This window comes from Neorhizobium sp. BETTINA12A (assembly GCF_023006485.1).
In the GTDB taxonomy this organism is placed as follows: Bacteria; Pseudomonadota; Alphaproteobacteria; order Rhizobiales; family Rhizobiaceae; genus Neorhizobium.
The window spans coordinates 1-16,000 of sequence record NZ_JALBGW010000106.1; the positions used below are offsets into that span (position 1 = coordinate 1).

General features: G+C 62.3%; 12 protein-coding genes and 1 pseudogene. 6 read left to right on the forward strand and 7 right to left on the reverse strand.

All coding sequences use genetic code 11. The features are described 5' to 3' along the window. On the reverse strand, positions 1-1,596 hold a 1,596-nt coding region (locus tag MOV61_RS21040; protein WP_247137961.1), incomplete at its 3' end, for a pseudouridine synthase. 147 nt (positions 1,597-1,743) lie between these two features. Here MOV61_RS21040 and MOV61_RS21045 point away from each other — a divergent pair. Then, a complete protein-coding gene (locus MOV61_RS21045; RefSeq protein WP_038540295.1) occupies positions 1,744-2,199 on the forward strand; it encodes a nucleoside deaminase in 456 nt (151 codons plus the stop codon). Between the two features lie 7 nt (positions 2,200-2,206). Here MOV61_RS21045 and MOV61_RS21050 read toward each other — a convergent pair whose 3' ends face one another. Then, a complete protein-coding gene (locus tag MOV61_RS21050) occupies positions 2,207-2,836 on the reverse strand; it encodes a hypothetical protein (protein WP_247137962.1) in 630 nt (209 codons plus the stop codon). A 134-nt stretch (positions 2,837-2,970) separates the two neighbouring features. After that, positions 2,971-5,955 carry an isoleucine--tRNA ligase gene (gene ileS, locus MOV61_RS21055; protein WP_247137963.1) on the reverse strand — a complete coding sequence of 995 codons (2,985 nt, stop codon included), beginning with the start codon at positions 5,953-5,955 and terminating at the stop codon, positions 2,971-2,973. Positions 5,956-6,236: 281 nt separating this feature from the next. Between ileS and MOV61_RS21060 the strand changes: the two genes are divergently transcribed. Both MOV61_RS21060 and MOV61_RS21065 read left to right on the forward strand, forming a co-directional pair. Next, entirely contained in the window at positions 6,237-6,509 is a 273-nt protein-coding gene (locus MOV61_RS21060) for a type II toxin-antitoxin system Phd/YefM family antitoxin (protein ID WP_105426569.1), read from the forward strand. Further along, complete coding sequence (locus tag MOV61_RS21065) at positions 6,506-6,964, forward strand: type II toxin-antitoxin system VapC family toxin (RefSeq protein ID WP_046630943.1); 459 nt, start codon at positions 6,506-6,508, stop codon at positions 6,962-6,964. Before MOV61_RS21060 ends, MOV61_RS21065 begins: the two co-directional genes overlap by 4 nt. A 4-nt stretch (positions 6,965-6,968) precedes the next feature. On the opposite strand, the gene MOV61_RS21070 is transcribed toward MOV61_RS21065, so the two are convergent. Together MOV61_RS21070 and MOV61_RS21075 are read right to left on the reverse strand one after the other, a co-directional pair. Next, on the reverse strand, positions 6,969-7,949 hold the full coding sequence (locus MOV61_RS21070) for a bifunctional riboflavin kinase/FAD synthetase (protein WP_046664629.1): 981 nt from the start codon (positions 7,947-7,949) through the stop codon (positions 6,969-6,971). Between the two features lie 39 nt (positions 7,950-7,988). Beyond that, the gene (locus MOV61_RS21075; protein ID WP_151041099.1) at positions 7,989-8,837 is read right to left on the reverse strand and encodes a TIGR01459 family HAD-type hydrolase; all 849 of its coding nucleotides are present in this window, start codon (positions 8,835-8,837) and stop codon (positions 7,989-7,991) included. A gap of 453 nt (positions 8,838-9,290) precedes the next feature. Between MOV61_RS21075 and groES the strand changes: the two genes are divergently transcribed. Both groES and groL read left to right on the forward strand, forming a co-directional pair. Continuing rightward, a complete protein-coding gene (gene groES, locus MOV61_RS21080) occupies positions 9,291-9,587 on the forward strand; it encodes a co-chaperone GroES (protein ID WP_007752582.1) in 297 nt (98 codons plus the stop codon). 58 nt (positions 9,588-9,645) lie between these two features. Next, a complete protein-coding gene (gene groL / locus MOV61_RS21085) occupies positions 9,646-11,289 on the forward strand; it encodes a chaperonin GroEL (protein ID WP_038540272.1) in 1,644 nt (547 codons plus the stop codon). Between the two features lie 290 nt (positions 11,290-11,579). Here groL and clpB read toward each other — a convergent pair whose 3' ends face one another. Then, positions 11,580-14,180, reverse strand: a complete 2,601-nt coding sequence (clpB, locus tag MOV61_RS21090; RefSeq protein ID WP_247137964.1) for an ATP-dependent chaperone ClpB — start codon at positions 14,178-14,180, stop codon at positions 11,580-11,582. Positions 14,181-14,564: 384 nt separating this feature from the next. On the opposite strand from clpB, the gene MOV61_RS21095 reads away from it, so the two are divergent. Then, entirely contained in the window at positions 14,565-15,653 is a 1,089-nt protein-coding gene (locus MOV61_RS21095; protein ID WP_247137965.1) for a 3-deoxy-7-phosphoheptulonate synthase, read from the forward strand. A gap of 82 nt (positions 15,654-15,735) precedes the next feature. Here the strand turns inward: MOV61_RS21095 and MOV61_RS21100 are convergent. Next, positions 15,736-16,000 (reverse strand): annotated as a pseudogene (locus MOV61_RS21100) (DUF4167 domain-containing protein); the annotation flags it as partial.

The window sequence follows — 16,000 nt, forward strand, 5'->3', positions numbered from 1 at the left end:
CGAGCGGGCGTCGCCCGAGAAGGATTTGGTGCGCGGACGGTCGCCGCCTTCGCGCGGCTTGCGGTCGCCACGGGGTTTGTCGCCGAAGGAACGTTCGCCCCTCGGCTTGTCACCGAAAGAACGCTCGCCACGATCCGGCCGATCGTGAAAGGCCTTCTTGCGGCCGAAATCGGCCTTTTCCGGCTTGTCAGGCCCGTCGGCGCGGATCCAGTCGTGGTCTTCTTCAGCTCGATTGACGATGACCGGCCGGTCGTTCTGCGGCGTGGGCTTCTTGAAAAGCTGCTCGGCCTCGGCACGGGCGGAGGATTTGCGCGTCTTGCTTTCGGTGGTCGGACGGGCGCCGGGCGCCATCCAGACATTGGCGGTGCGGCTGGTGCCCATCGGCGGACGCTTCTTCGGACGGTCGTCCTCGTCTTCAGTGCGATTGCCGAACGGCTTGGCACCGCGCGGCTTGTCGGCGAACTTGCGGTCGTCGCGCTGGGTGTCGAGGCGGCCGACCGGCTTTTCGCGCCGATCCTCCGGCTTGCCGGCGCGCGGACGTTCGGTCCGCTCCGGCCTTGCAGTCCATTCCGAACGCTCGGCGCGGACGGGTTTCTCTTCGTCGTCAGCGGCGGTCTCGGTATAGATCGGCGCGTCGAAATTCGCCTTCGATTCCTCGATCAGGCGGGGCCCAAGCTGGTCCCGCAGCATGCGGCCGCGCACTTCCACCACCTGGCCCTCCGGCAGGTCTCCGAGCTGGAAAGGTCCGTAGGAAATGCGGATCAGGCGGTTGACTTCGAGGCCGAGCGCGCCAAGCACGTTCTTGATCTCGCGGTTCTTGCCTTCGCGAAGGCCCATGGTGATCCAGACATTGCTGCCCTGGCTGCGGTCGAGCGTTGCGTCGATCGAGCCGTAGAGCACGCCTTCGACGGCGATGCCCTCCTTCAGCTTGTCCAACTCCTCCTGCTTGATCTCGCCATGGGCACGCACGCGGTAGCGGCGCAGCCAGCCGGTGGTCGGCAGTTCCAGCACGCGTGACAGGCCGCCATCGTTGGTCAGCAGCAGCAGGCCTTCGGTATTGATGTCGAGGCGGCCGATGGAGAGCACCCGCGGCAGGCCTTCGGGCAGGTTGTCGAAGACGGTCGCGCGGCCTTCCGGATCGGAATTGGTGGTCACCAGGCCGGCAGGCTTGTGGTAAAGCCAGAGACGGGTGCGCTCGATGCCGCGGATCGGCATGCCATCCACTTCTATTCTGTCGGCGAGCGTCACGTTGACGACCGGCGTATCGAGAACCTTGCCGTTCAGGCTGACGCGACCTTCCATGATCATCCGCTCGATATCGCGGCGCGACGCGACGCCGACACGGGCGAGGATCTTGGAGATGCGCTCGGGCTTGCCCTCGGCCTCCATGGTTTCCGGTGCTGGCGGCAGCTTGCGAAGGGGCTTTGCCGCCTTTTCAGCGCCGGCCTTGGCCGCCGAACTCTTCCTGGGGCCGAGGCCTTCCTTGGCGGAGAAACCCGCCTTGCCTGCAGCGCCGGCCTTCGGAGCAGCTCTCGGTTTGGTTTCGCGAACGAAAGTCTTGCCTTCGCCGCGCTTCGGCTTGTCTTTGGAATTCATTTGTTGTTTGCCTGAAGCGTGATGTCTACGGAGCGATCCGGACATTCTTGTTCGTGTTGACTGAGATGGATTCGTGCCCACAGCCGGGCGTCCAGTTGGATGCTTCCTACCAGTTCGCGCGATCCGGGTTAAGAGGAAATCGCCGAAATGCCTAATACCGATGGGTTCATGAATGCTGCCCTTGCGGAAGCCAAAGACGCGGCCGCCCGCGGCGAGGTTCCGATCGGCGCCGTTCTGGTCATCGACGGCGTTATCGTCGCCCGCTCCGGAAACCGGACCCGCGCCGAAAACGACGTTACCGCCCATGCCGAGATCGCCGTCATCCGGGATGCCGCGGCCGCGCTTGGACAGGAGCGGCTATCAGGTGCCGACCTCTACGTGACGCTCGAACCCTGCACCATGTGCGCGGCAGCGATCTCGTTTGCGCGCATCCGGCGGCTCTATTACGGCGCGGAAGACCCGAAAGGCGGAGCGGTGGACAACGGCGTGCGCTTCTTCGCCCAGCCGACCTGCCATCATGCGCCGGAAGTCTATTCCGGCCTCGGCGAAAGCGAAGCCGCGATCCTGCTCACCGGCTTCTTCAGATCGAAAAGAGAGAGCTAAAGCGGGCTTAGAAGAGCTTCCACCAGTCGCTGCCCTTCTTCGCCTCCGCGGCTTGAGCCTTGCGGCGCTTTTCCTTCTGGCTTTCGGGCTCGCCGACATCCGACAGAGCAGCCGCATCCGCCGAGCGGAATTCCGCCGGCGGCTCGGCAAGCGAACGGCGGCGTCCGGTAACGCTGACGGTCTCGGCGTTTTCCTTGGCCTTGCGGAAGGCTTCCCACTTTTCCGTCTCGGTCATCTGGCCGGCCTGGCCATTGCCCGCCAACAGTGGTGAGCGATAGTTGGGATCATTCTCGTGCGCCGCCGCCTCGGCACGCAGACGCTTGCGGGTTTCTTCCGGAGATTCGACCCAGTTGGGGTTGCTCTCGCGGTTCGCCAGCGACTGCTGCGGCGCCGGCAGTGCCTGCTCCTGTCCCTTGGCGACAACCAGCGAAGGACGCGGGTTGTATTTCAGGCCGGCTTTCGCTTCGGTATTCTTGCCACCCAGCGAGACGGACTGACCAAGATCGTCGGTCAACTGTTCCATGGCGGTCTTGTCAGTGCCGTAGGTCGGGCCGCCGATGCAGCCCGAAAGGGTCAATGTCGAGGCGAGGATACCGGCCAAGCCCATGCCGACACGAAACGCATATGTCGCTTTCATCAAAACCCTTCCAGCGGCGCCCGTCCTGACGCCTCAGACACAATCAAACGCCTGATGGCCGGAAAATCCGGCCAATTTCAGGCGGTTTTACCGGATGATTGCCCAAAGCGCAATCATCCGGTGATTTCAAGCCGTCAAAGCCGGCCAAGTGCAGCGAGTTCGCGCAATGCGGCAGCGTCGCGCGCCGATACATCCGGATAGGCCGGATCGGAGCCGACATCGGTCGTCACCCGCCACGAGCGGGCACATTTGGTGCCTTCGGCAAGTTTCGGATCGACCGCGACGCCCTGCACTTCCGGCAGACGGAAGGCGTTTTCCGGCCCCTCGCCCGCAACGATCGCGATGCCCGACGTGATGCAGGTCTCTTCGAACTCCTGGCCTTCCAGCGCCTTCATCAGCTCCGGATCGTTGACATAAACGACCGGTGCGGCCTCCAGCGAAGAACCGATCCGCTTGTCCTTGCGCTCGATTTCGAGCGCGCCTGTGACAACCGAGCGCACCTTGCGGATCTGCGCCCACTTCTCGGCGACCGCCTCGTTTTTCCATTCGGTCGGGACCGTCGGGAACTGTTCGAGATGGATCGAAACGGCGTTCGGGTTGCGCGACAGCCACGATTCCTCGGTGGTGAACGGCAGCATGGGCGCAAGCCAGGTCACCGTGCAGTCGAAGATCTTGCGGATGACGGCGAGAGCCGCGCGACGGCGCAGTGACGACGGGGCGTCGCAATAAAGCGCATCCTTGCGGATGTCGAAGTAGAAGGCCGACAGTTCGATATTGGAAAAGTCGATCAGCGCACGGGCGATCTTCTTGAACTCGAAAGCGTCATAACCTTCGCGCACGAGCTTATCGAGTTCGGCGAGGCGATGCAGCATCAGCTTTTCAAGTTCCGGCAGATCGGCATAGGCGATCTCCTCGCCCTCGTCATGGGCGAGCGTGCCGAGCATCCAGCGGATCGTGTTGCGCAGCTTGCGATACGCGTCGACATTGGTCTGGATGATCGTCTTGCCGAGGCGCTGGTCTTCCCAATAGTCCGTCGTCATCACCCAGAGGCGCAGGATATCGGCGCCGGCATCCTTCATGACGTCCTGCGGGGCCACGACATTGCCGAGCGACTTCGACATCTTCTGGCCCTTCTCATCCATGGTGAAGCCATGGGTGACGACCGTGTCATAAGGTGCGCGGCCGCGGGTGGCGGCGGATTCCAGCAGCGAAGAATGGAACCAGCCGCGATGCTGGTCCGATCCTTCCAGATAGACGTCGGCCGGCCACTTCAGGTCCGGGCGGTCTTCCAGCGTGAACGTGTGCGTCGAGCCCGAGTCGAACCAGACATCGAGGATGTCCATAACCTGGGTCCAGCCTTCGTTGGCGCGCGACCCAAGGAAGCGCTCGCGCGCTCCTTCGGCAAACCAGGCGTCGGCACCTTCGAGATCGAAGGCTTCGAGGATGCGCTGGTTGACGGCTTCGTCCTGGAGGATTTCGCCCTGCTCGTCGACAAAGACGCAGATCGGGACGCCCCAGGCGCGCTGACGCGAAAGTACCCAGTCCGGGCGCTGTTCGATCATGGCGCGCAGGCGGTTCTGGCCGGCTGATGGCACGAAACGCGTGTCGTCGATCGCTTTCAGCGCCCGCGAGCGCAGCGTCGTGCCGTCGGCAAGGTCCTTGTCCATGTAGACGAACCACTGCGGCGTGTTGCGGAAGATGATCGGCTTCTTCGAACGCCACGAATGCGGATACTGGTGCTTCATCCGGCCGCGGGCAAACAGCGCGTTGCGCTCGATCAGTGCCTTGATGACGCGGTCGTTGGCATCGCCCTTCTTGCCGTTGTCGTCCATGACGCGGGCGCCCTCGAAACCGGGTGCGTCGGCCGTGTAGAAACCACCGTCATCGACCGTGAAGGGGATCTTCGACGAGATGCCGCGGGCTTCGAGTTCGCGGACGACCGATGTCCAGGCGTCAAAGTCCTCGCGGCCATGGCCGGGGGCGGTGTGGACGAAACCGGTGCCCGCATCGTCGGTGACGTGATCGCCGGCGAGGAGGGGGACAGCGAAGCCGTAGCCGCCACCGAGGCCCTTGAAGGGATGGGCGCAGGTGATCGCCGCCATCTCGTCGGCGGAGATATCGCGCAGACGCTTGTACTGGAGCTTTGCCTTGGCGAAGCTCTCTTCCGCCAGCTTGTCAGCAAAGATCAGCTTTTCGCCCGGACGCGGACCGAAATCATTGGCCGCCTCGGTCACCTCGTAGAGGCCATAGGAGATCTTTGGCGAATAGGAGATCGCCCGGTTACCGGGGATGGTCCAGGGCGTGGTGGTCCAGATGACAACGAAAGCGTCCTGCAAGTCCAAGGAACGTTTTGCTACATCAGAGCTTTCATCGGCTCTCAGCGAAAGCGGCTGCCCGGCCTCATTTGTGTCAAATGAAACCCAAGTCGGTGCCGATGCCGCCTTGACCGGGAACTTCACCCAGATCGTATCGCTCTCGTAGTCGTGGTACTCGACCTCGGCCTCGGCCAGCGCGGTGCGTTCGACGACCGACCACATGATCGGCTTCGAGCCGCGATAAAGCTGGCCGCTCTTGGCGATCTTCAGCAGTTCGCCGGCGATGCGCGATTCCGCATGAAAATTCATCGTCAGGTATGGGTTTTCGAAATCGCCGACGATGCCGAGGCGCTTGAATTCTTCACCCTGGACCTTGATCCAGCCGGCGGCGAACTCGCGGCATTCTTGGCGGAATTCGTTGATCGGAACTTCGTCCTTGTTCTTGCCCTTGGCGCGATAGGCTTCCTCGATCTTCCATTCGATCGGAAGGCCGTGGCAATCCCAGCCCGGAACATAGTTCGAGTCATAACCACGCATCTGGAACGAGCGGGTGATGACGTCCTTCAGGATCTTGTTCAGCGCGTGGCCGATGTGGATGTTGCCGTTGGCATAGGGCGGGCCGTCATGCAGCACGAATTTTGTCCGGCCCGCGGCGGAGGCGCGGAGCTGCTTGTAGAGGTCCATCTGCTGCCAGCGGGCAACCAGTTCCGGTTCCTTCTGCGGCAGGCCGGCGCGCATCGGGAAATCGGTTTCGGGCAGATAGAGGGTCTTCGAATAGTCGAGCTTTTCGGCGGTATCGGTCATGGAAGCAATCGTCCTGGCGCCGCGACGGGGCGCATCTCGATGAAAATTCGCTGGCGGAAGGCGCTCATGAAGCGCCAAAAACCCGGACCCTCCGGCCGCTCTTACAGCGCGCGGAAGGCCGGGCCTATAATTCGAATGATCTGGGCCAGCCGAAATTTTTTCATGGTGGCGGTTCTTAAGGGTTTTTGCGGCGGAAAGGAAGGGGCAAAACCGAGATGCCCGTCCTAGACTTTCAAACTCGCGGAGACTATATCTGACTAGCTGACCAGTCGGAGGTTTTCATGCCGGGCAAGCCCACCACTCACGACAATAGCTGGAAGCTGGAGGATGCCAAGGCACGCTTCAGCGAAGTGGTGAGGCGCGCGCATAGCGAAGGCCCCCAGCGCGTGACCGTGCGGGGTCGCGACAGCGTCGTCGTGATCAGCACTGAGGAGCTGGAGAAGCTGACCAGAGCCGAACCTGAGAAATCCTTCGTGGAATTCATGGAAGGCCTGGGGCTGGACACGCTGGAACTGGAGCGGGCAGCGGATCGCGGCCGGGATATCGAGCTGTGATCGGCTGGCTGCTGGATACCAATGTCATCGCCGCGCTGATCAATCCGAACGGAGCACCCTCCGTCAAACGGTGGGCCGCCGGGCAAGATGAAAACCGTTTCCTCATCAGCATCCTGACCTTGGCGGAATACGACAAGGGCATCGAGAACCTGCCGACGGATGACGAAAACCGCTACCGTTATGCCGCGGCCCGTGATGCGCTCGAAGACAGGTTTGCCGGCCGGACCCTTTCCGTCAGCGACGCGATCGTCAGGCGGTGGGGCGCTATATCCGGAAGGGTGAAGCTGGCGACCAGCCATGCGCCGCCGGTGATCGATACGCTGTTTGCCGCGACGGCGATCGAGCATAATCTCTATCTCGCCACCCGCAACGTGAAAGACACCCGCGCGTCGGGCGCGGCAATCTTCGATCCCTGGCAGGACGACCCCGAGCGGTTTCCGCTGAGCCGCCGCTAACCCCTCAAAACGCGATCTTGGCGTCCACTTCGCCCAGCGGCCTGACGCCGGACAGCAGCGCCCGCGCCTCTTCCTCGTCGCGCTTGATCTGGGCGACCAGGGCATCCAGCCCGTCGAACTTCAGTTCGTCGCGCAGGTGGCCGAAGAAGGAGACGGAACAGGTTTCGCCGTAGAGGCTGCCGGAGAAATCGAAGAGGTAGGTTTCGAGCAGGGGCGCACCGTTTTCGGTCACCGTCGGGCGGCGGCCGTAGCTGGCGACACCGTCGAAAAGTGTGCCGTCAGGGCGGCGGAAGCGCACGGCGTAGATGCCGGCCTTGAGTACGGCCTCCGGCGGCAGCTGCATGTTGGCGGTCGGGAAACCGAGCTGGCGGCCGAGCTTTTCGCCGCCGATCACCTCCGCCTCAAGCGTATAGCGATAACCGAGCAGGCCGGCCGCGGCGGAGACATCGCCTTCCGCCAGCAGGTCACGGATGCGGCTCGACGAGATCACCTCCGCATTTTCGTCTCGGAAGGCATCGACCAGTTGCACGTTAAAACCGTGCTTGGCGCCCGATGCCATCAGAAAGGCCGGACCACCTTTCCTGTCCTTGCCGAAATGAAAGTCGAAGCCGGTGACGACGGCGCTGGCTGCCAGCCAATCCACGAGAATGGTCTGGATGAACTCTTCCGCCGAGCGGGTCGCGAACTCGCGGGTGAAGGGATATTCGATCACCGAGCGGAAACCCATGGCCTCGAGCAGGCGAGCCTTGAGCGGCGCCGGGGTCAGGCGGAAGACCGGTTCTTCAGGGCGGAAAACGGTGCGCGGATGCGGCTCGAAGGTCAGCACCAGGGCGGGTACGCCGTGCTGTTCGGCAAGTGCCAGCGCGCGCTCCAATACGCTGCGATGGCCGCGATGCACGCCGTCGAAATTGCCGATGGCGATGACGCCGCCCTTCAACTCCTCGGGCAGCGGTTCCTTCTTCTCGTTACGATGGAAGACAGTCATGCGCGGATTCCGGTTCAGGCCCAATTCAGGCCCAGGGGGCTATGCGAGGCGCGGCATCCAGTATTTCGGCGCGGCATTTTCCCGCTTCAGCCAGGCGTTGAGGATCGCCTCGTCGGTCTGGCCGTTGACGGTATATTCCGAAACATGGATGCCCCCGCTGATATAAAGCAGGTCGAGGCCGTATGCGAGCGCGCCGCGCACGTCGGTCGGCATGCCGTCGCCGATCGCCAGCACCCGGTTCATCGGAAAATCGCCGCGCACTTCTCGGGCAGCTTCGATCGTCGCCTCGTAGATCGGGCGATGCGGCTTGCCGGCGACGCGGGTCTTGCCGCCGAACTCTTCGTAATAGGCCGCCACCGCGCCGGCGCAGGGGATGATCTTGTGGCCGCGCTCGACGACGAGATCCGGGTTGGCGCAGATGAAAGGCACGTCGCGCTTGGCAAACGCCATCAACATGTCGGTATAATCTTCCGGTACTTCTTTCTCGTCGTCGAAAAAGCCGGTGCAGACGATGCATTCGGCTTCGTCGGCCGGGACCACCTCGACGCCGAGCCCGTCGAACAAGTTGAGGTCGCGTTCGGGACCGATCAGAAAAACCTTTTTCGGACCGTCAACGATCAGGTGCTGGGTGACGTCGCCTGACGTGACGATCCGGTCATAGGTGCCGTCTGGCACGCCAAGCGCGCGCATCTGCTCTATGACGCCGGGTGCCGTGCGCGGCGAATTGGTGATCAGCACGACGGTGGCGCCGGCTTCGCGGGCTGCGGCGAGCGCCTTGCAGGAATGCTGGAAAGCCTCGACACCGTTGTGAACCACACCCCAGACGTCCGAGAGGACGACGTCGTAGTCGCCGATCACTTCGCTCAGATTGCCGATGCGCTTTGCCATGTAATATTCCCATCTCGCAAGTCCCGGGTCACATGACAAACCCGGTTGAGGATTACAAGAGATAATCGGGAGAAAAACCGCGACGAGATCGCCGACGTCGGCGGGGATAACTCTTCGCACCGGTGCCCGGATCGCAGCCGCGTCGGCGCCATTCTTCCACCAAAGTCCCGTGCAACATGCCGACCTGCCCGAAGGGGTGGCCGAAACGAGAGACCCCGAGGTGGCCGAAGACGGCCGTCAGTTCCGCGAGACAACAGGCGTTCAGCCAGCATCCGTATCGTTAAGCGTATTTCGTATGAAGTTCCGAGCCGTCTCGAAAATTTTACGGCCGTTCTTGACTCATCCGCCGGCCAGCCTTATTTCGACGCGGGCTGGCACTCTCCAACCGGGAGTGCTAACAGCACCGAGATACGGGTTTCACCCGTCCATGTCATTTGATCGAGGGATTAGACAATGGCAAGCACCAATTTCCGCCCCCTTCATGACCGCGTCGTTGTTCGTCGCGTCGAATCCGAAGCCAAGACCAAGGGCGGCATCATCATTCCTGATACCGCCAAGGAAAAGCCGCAGGAAGGCGAAATCGTCGCCGTCGGCACCGGCACCCGCGACGACAAGGGCAATATCACTGCTCTCGACGTCAAGGCTGGCGATCGCGTCCTGTTCGGCAAGTGGTCGGGCACCGAAGTCAAGCTCGATGGCGAAGACCTTCTGATCATGAAGGAATCCGACATCATGGGCATCATCGGCTGATTTCCGCCGGTTACTCTTCATTCTAAATCGCTGACACCCCTTTTCAGGAGTTATCAAAATGGCAGCCAAAGAAATCAAGTTCGGCCGCACCGCGCGCGAAAAGATGCTGCGCGGCGTCGACATTCTTGCCGATGCAGTCAAGGTAACGCTCGGCCCGAAGGGCCGTAACGTCATCATCGACAAGTCCTTCGGCGCTCCGCGCATCACCAAGGACGGCGTATCGGTCGCCAAGGAAATCGAACTTGACGACAAGTTCGAAAACATGGGCGCCCAGATGGTCCGCGAAGTTGCTTCGAAGACCAACGACATCGCCGGCGACGGCACCACGACTGCGACCGTTCTTGCCCAGGCGATCGTTCGCGAAGGCAACAAGGCCGTTGCAGCCGGCATGAACCCGATGGATCTGAAGCGCGGCATCGACCTCGCCGTTGCAGACGTCGTCAAGGATCTCCAGGCCAAGGCCAAGAAGATCTCGACCTCGGAAGAAGTCGCACAGGTCGGCACGATCTCCGCAAACGGCGACAAGCAGGTCGGTCTCGACATCGCTGAAGCCATGCAGAAGGTCGGCAACGAGGGTGTGATCACGGTTGAAGAAGCCAAGACCGCCGAAACCGAACTCGAAGTCGTCGAAGGCATGCAGTTCGACCGCGGCTACCTGTCGCCCTACTTCGTCACCAACCCGGAAAAGATGGTCGCCGATCTCGACGACGCTTTCATTCTCCTCCACGAGAAGAAGCTCTCGAACCTGCAGGCGATGCTCCCGGTTCTCGAAGCCGTCGTTCAGACCGGCAAGCCGCTGCTGATCATCGCTGAAGACGTCGAAGGCGAAGCTCTTGCAACGCTCGTCGTCAACAAGCTGCGCGGTGGCCTCAAGATCGCTGCCGTCAAGGCTCCGGGCTTCGGCGACCGCCGCAAGGCCATGCTCGAAGACATCGCCATCCTGACGGGCGGCACTGTCATCTCCGAAGACCTCGGCATCAAGCTCGAAAATGTCACGCTCGACATGCTCGGCCGCACCAAGAAGGTCTCGATCTCCAAGGAAAACACCACGATCGTCGACGGCGCCGGCTCCAAGGCCGACATCGAAGGCCGCGTTGGTCAGATCAAGGCTCAGATCGAAGAAACCACTTCCGACTACGACCGCGAAAAGCTGCAGGAACGTCTGGCCAAGCTGGCTGGCGGCGTTGCCGTGATCCGCGTCGGCGGCTCGACGGAAGTCGAAGTCAAGGAAAAGAAGGACCGCATCGACGACGCCCTCAACGCGACGCGCGCTGCCGTTCAGGAAGGCATCGTACCGGGCGGCGGCGTTGCCCTGCTGCGTTCCTCCGTCAAGATCACCGCAAAGGGTGCAAACGACGACCAGGAAGCCGGCATCAACATCGTTCGCCGCGCTCTTCAGTCGCTGGTTCGCCAGATCGCTGAAAACGCTGGTGACGAAGCTTCGATCGTGGTCGGCAAGATCCTCGAAAAGAACGAAGACAACTACGGCTACAACGCCCAGACGTCTGAATATGGCGACATGATCACCATGGGCATCGTCGATCCGCTCAAGGTCGTTCGCACGGCTCTGCAGAACGCAGCTTCGGTTGCTTCGCTGCTGATCACCACCGAAGCCATGATTGCCGAACTTCCGAAGAAGGAATCGGCTGGCGGCGGCATGCCTGGCGGCATGGGCGGCATGGGCGGCATGGACATGATGTGATAGGCGCAAGCCTATCGCGGAAGCCGCCCCTCACCTCACGTGGTTCAGCGCGTCAAGCGCGCTGAACAGGCGGCAAGAAGCAGCCTAGTTTGAAAACGATTTAGGGCTCCGGTTTGACCGGGGCCCTTTCTGTTTGAGGCTCCGCGAGCGCACTTCGCGAAACAGACCTGGCCCCGACCCGTTCCAAACCGTCCCCCAATGAAATGGCCGCACTGTTTCCGGTGCGGCCATTCTTTGACTGAGCTGTTCGACGCCTCACGCTGGGCTTGCGGAGCCGCCGTTTTGGCAGGTTATGCGGCTTCGCTGACCGCCCGCTTGACGCGGAAGAGCAACCGGTCGGAACCGGCACTCACCGCAACGGCCGATCCATCCGGGATTTGGCCGCCGAGGATCTGTTCGGCGAGCGGATCCTGCATGAACTTCTGGATCACCCGCTTCAGCGGACGAGCGCCGTAGACCGGATCGTAGCCCTTGTCGGCCAGCCATTCGCGGGCGTCGGGACCGAGATCGATGCTGATCTTCCGCTCCGCCAGAAGCGACAGCAGCCGCTTCATCTGGATATCGACGATCGCACCCATCTCGTTGCGCTTCAGGCGATGGAACAGGATGATCTCGTCGACGCGGTTCAAAAATTCAGGCCGGAACGAGGCTTTCACGACGTCCATCACCTGTTCGCGCACGCTTTCGGAATCCTCGCCCTCGCGAAGGGCGGTCAGGTATTCCGCTCCGAGATTGGAGGTCATGATGATCATCGTGTTCTTGAAGTCGACCGTGCGGCCCTGCCCGTCCGTCAGGCGCCCGTCGTCGAGCACCTGCAGAAGAACGTTGAACACGTCCGGATGCGCCTTCTCGATCTCGTCGAACAGCACGATCTGGTAGGGCTTGCGCCGCACCGCCTCGGTCAGCGCGCCGCCTTCCTCGTAACCGACATAACCCGGAGGTGCACCGATCAGCCGCGCGACCGAATGCTTCTCCATGTATTCCGACATGTCGAGACGAACCATCGCCGACTCGTCGTCGAACAGGAAGCGGGCCAGCGATTTGGTCAGCTCCGTCTTGCCGACACCGGTCGGGCCAAGGAAGATGAACGAGCCGATCGGCCGGTTCGGATCCTGCAGGCCGGCGCGCGAACGGCGAACCGCACGCGAGACGGCCTGGACCGCATCACCCTGGCCGATGACGGATTTCGCCAGTTCGTCTTCCATGCGCAGCAGCTTGTCGCGCTCGCCTTCCAGCATCTTGTCGACCGGAATGCCGGTCCAGCGCGACACCACATGGGCGATCGCATCCGGGTTCACGACTTCCTGCACCATGGCATTGGTCGAGGTATCCTGGGCTTCGGCGTCCACGAGGCGCTTTTCCAGTTCCGGGATCACGCCATAGGTCAGTTCGCCGGCACGCTGGAACTCGCCCTTGCGCTGGGCGGTCGCCAGTTCGTTGCGGGCTTCGTCGAGCTGCCGCTTCAGGTCAGCGGCAAGGCCGAGCTTCTGCTTTTCTGCCTGCCAGCGGGCCGTCAGCGCATCCGCCTGTTCTTCGAGCGAGGTCACTTCGCCTTCGAGACGCTGCAGCCGGTCGGCCGAGGCGCTATCGGTTTCCTTCTTCAAGGCTTCGCGCTCGATCTTCAGCTGCATGATGCGGCGGTCGAGTTCGTCGAGTTCCTCGGGCTTGGAATCTACCTGCATGCGCAGCCGCGATGCGGCTTCGTCCATCAGGTCGATCGCCTTGTCGGGCAGGAACCGGTCGGTGATGTAGCGGTTGGAAAGCGTCGCAGCCGCAACCAGGGCCGAATCCGAAATGCGGACCTTGTGGTGCTGTTCGTATTTTTCCTTCAGCCCGCGCAGGATCGAGATCGTGTCCTCGACCGTCGGCTCCTCGACCATGACCGGCTGGAAACGACGGGCAAGCGCCGGGTCCTTTTCTACATGCTTGCGGTATTCGTCGAGCGTGGTGGCGCCGACGCAATGCAGTTCGCCGCGGGCAAGCGCCGGCTTCAGGAGGTTGGAGGCATCCATCGCGCCGTCGGACTTGCCGGCGCCTACAAGCGTGTGCATCTCGTCGATGAACAGGATGATTTCGCCGTTTTCAGACTGCACCTCGTTCAAGACGCTCTTCAGCCTCTCCTCGAACTCGCCGCGGTATTTTGCGCCAGCGATCAGGGCACCCATGTCGAGCGCCATCAGCTTCTTGTCTTTCAGGCTTTCCGGCACGTCGCCGTTGATGATGCGCAGCGCCAGGCCTTCGGCGATCGCCGTCTTGCCGACGCCGGGCTCACCGATCAGGACTGGATTGTTCTTGGTGCGGCGGGAGAGAACTTGGATCGTGCGGCGGATTTCGTCGTCGCGGCCGATCACCGGATCGAGCCTGCCGTCGCGGGCTTCCGCCGTCAGGTCCCGCGCATATTTCTTGAGCGCTTCGAACCCGGCTTCGGCATTGGCGCCGTCGGCCGTGCGGCCCTTGCGGATGTCATTGATGACCTGGTTGAGCCCCTGCGCGGTCACTCCGGCTTTTTTCAGGGTGGCAGAGGTCGAAGCCGACGTCTCGATGACAAGCGCCAGAAGCAGGCGTTCGACGGTGACGAAACTGTCGCCGGCCTTCTTGGCAGCCTCTTCCGCGGTCGAGAAAACCTTGGCGAGCGGCTGGGAGAGATAGATCTCGCCGTTGCCGCCGGAAACCTTGGGAAGTTTCGCGAGCGCGGCGTCATTGGCGATGCGCGCTTCCTTGGCGCTGCCGCCGGCGCGGTCGATGAGCGAGGACGCCATTCCCTGATCGTCGTCGAGCAGCACCTTCAGCACGTGTTCGGGCGTGAACTGCTGGTGACCCGAAGCCAAAGCCTGGGTCTGAGCCGACTGCAGGAAACCGCGGACGCGCTCTGAATATTTTTCGATGTTCATTATGGTACCTCCAGTGATCGACCCGCCCTTTATAAGGCACGAACCGATGATTGAGATTGAGCTCCCTCAAAGGCGAGCCCTGCCGAAGTCTCGGCGTTGCTGGAGATATGGTAAGCGGATTCCAGTGTTTAAAGAGTTCAGACGGTCAAAATCCGCGCGCGGAAACGTCACAAACTTTCCGCGTGACAATCCGCAATCGAGCGAATAGAGAAACCGCATGTCTTTCACGTCCGCCTACGCCTCGCGATTTTATAGCTACCGCTTTCCCCAGCGGATGCGGGTCCGTGCGTAGCTGATTTCGACGCTACGACATTCCCTCAAGCCGCTAGTCTACCTGGCGGCTTTTTCAATTCCGCACGGTAGCACCCAACAGGAGCCATACCCGTGCCGAATGCCAAGCCCGCCAATGCCCCGATAGATACGATCGACGATCGCCGCATCGTCGAAATCACCCCGCTGACCATCCCCGCCGACATTATCGCGGAAATCCCGCGCAACGAGGCGGTTACCGAGACCGTGACCCGGACGCGCGACACCGTCCACCACATCCTGCATGGCGAGGACGACCGGCTGATCGTGGTCATCGGCCCCTGCTCCATCCACGACCCGGTTGCCGCGCGGGACTATGCGGCCCGGCTGGAAGAACAGCGACGGCGTTTCAGCGGCGATCTCGAAATCATCATGCGCGTCTATTTCGAAAAGCCGCGCACCACGGTCGGCTGGAAGGGCCTGATGAACGACCCACATCTGGACGGCAGCTACCGCATCGAAGAGGGTTTGAGGATCGCCCGGCAGCTTCTTCTGGACATCAATGCGACGGGCCTTCCGGCCGGCTGCGAATTCCTTGATACGATCACCCCGCAATATATCGCCGACCTCGTCAGCTGGGGCGCGATCGGGGCGCGGACGACCGAAAGCCAGGTACATCGCCAGCTGGCATCCGGCCTCTCCTGCCCAATCGGCTTCAAGAACGGCACCGATGGCGGCGTCGCCGTCGCGCTCGATGCCATACTGGCCGCCTCGCAGACGCACCATTTTCCGGCGGTGACCAAGGATGGCCGGGCTGCGATCGCCACGACGACCGGCAACGAGGATTGCCACGTCATCCTGCGCGGCGGCAAGCTGCCGAATTATGAGGCGGCCGATGTCGAGGCCGCTTCCAGGGACGCGGCGAAACGCGGCTTGGAGCCGCGCATCCTCATCGATGCCAGCCACGCCAATAGCGGCAAGGATCCGATGAACCAGCCACTGGTCGTCAAAAACGTCGCGACGCAGATCGCTGCCGGCAACATGGCCATCAAGGGCATGATGATCGAGAGCAATATCGTCGGCGGCCGCCAGGACCTCGTACCCGGCAGACCTCTCGTCTACGGCCAGAGCATCACCGACGGCTGCATCGACTGGGAAACGTCCGTCTCTGTGCTCGAAGACCTTGCCCGCTCCGCCCGCGATCGGCGCCAGGCCCGCGCCTGAAGCAGAAGGGCTTTGCTCACGGAAAAAGGCCGCCCGGTTTCCCGAGCGGCCTTCTTGATTTCGTTATTCCAGCCCGTGAGGCTTATTCCGAAGCAGCATCCGCCAGGGCCGGCTGAGAGCCGTCGCCCGAGGCTTCGCCTTCGGAACCACCCTCTTCACCGGCGCCTTCGCCACGACGCGGACGACGCGGACGGCTGCCGGCAGCGCGACGACGGCGCGGCGTGGCTTCTGCCTGTGCCTCTTCCTCGACAGCCACTTCGGCAGGCGTGCCTTCGATTACCGGCTGCGGGCCGGAACCATCCATGACCGGAGCAACCGGCTGAGGTGCTGCGACCGCGGCCGGGACC

Excerpts from the sequence above, each read along its gene's own strand:
- MOV61_RS21050 (WP_247137962.1), bottom strand. The coding sequence starts at position 2,836 with ATGAAAGCGACATATGCGTTTCGTGTCGGCATGGGCTTGGCCGGTATC.
- MOV61_RS21060 (WP_105426569.1), top strand. The coding sequence starts at position 6,237 with ATGCCGGGCAAGCCCACCACTCACGACAATAGCTGGAAGCTGGAGGAT.
- MOV61_RS21070 (WP_046664629.1), bottom strand. The coding sequence starts at position 7,949 with ATGACTGTCTTCCATCGTAACGAGAAGAAGGAACCGCTGCCCGAGGAG.
- ileS (WP_247137963.1), bottom strand. The coding sequence starts at position 5,955 with ATGACCGATACCGCCGAAAAGCTCGACTATTCGAAGACCCTCTATCTG.
- groES (WP_007752582.1), top strand. The coding sequence starts at position 9,291 with ATGGCAAGCACCAATTTCCGCCCCCTTCATGACCGCGTCGTTGTTCGT.
- MOV61_RS21045 (WP_038540295.1), top strand. The coding sequence starts at position 1,744 with ATGCCTAATACCGATGGGTTCATGAATGCTGCCCTTGCGGAAGCCAAA.
- groL (WP_038540272.1), top strand. The coding sequence starts at position 9,646 with ATGGCAGCCAAAGAAATCAAGTTCGGCCGCACCGCGCGCGAAAAGATG.
- MOV61_RS21075 (WP_151041099.1), bottom strand. The coding sequence starts at position 8,837 with ATGGCAAAGCGCATCGGCAATCTGAGCGAAGTGATCGGCGACTACGAC.
- clpB (WP_247137964.1), bottom strand. The coding sequence starts at position 14,180 with ATGAACATCGAAAAATATTCAGAGCGCGTCCGCGGTTTCCTGCAGTCG.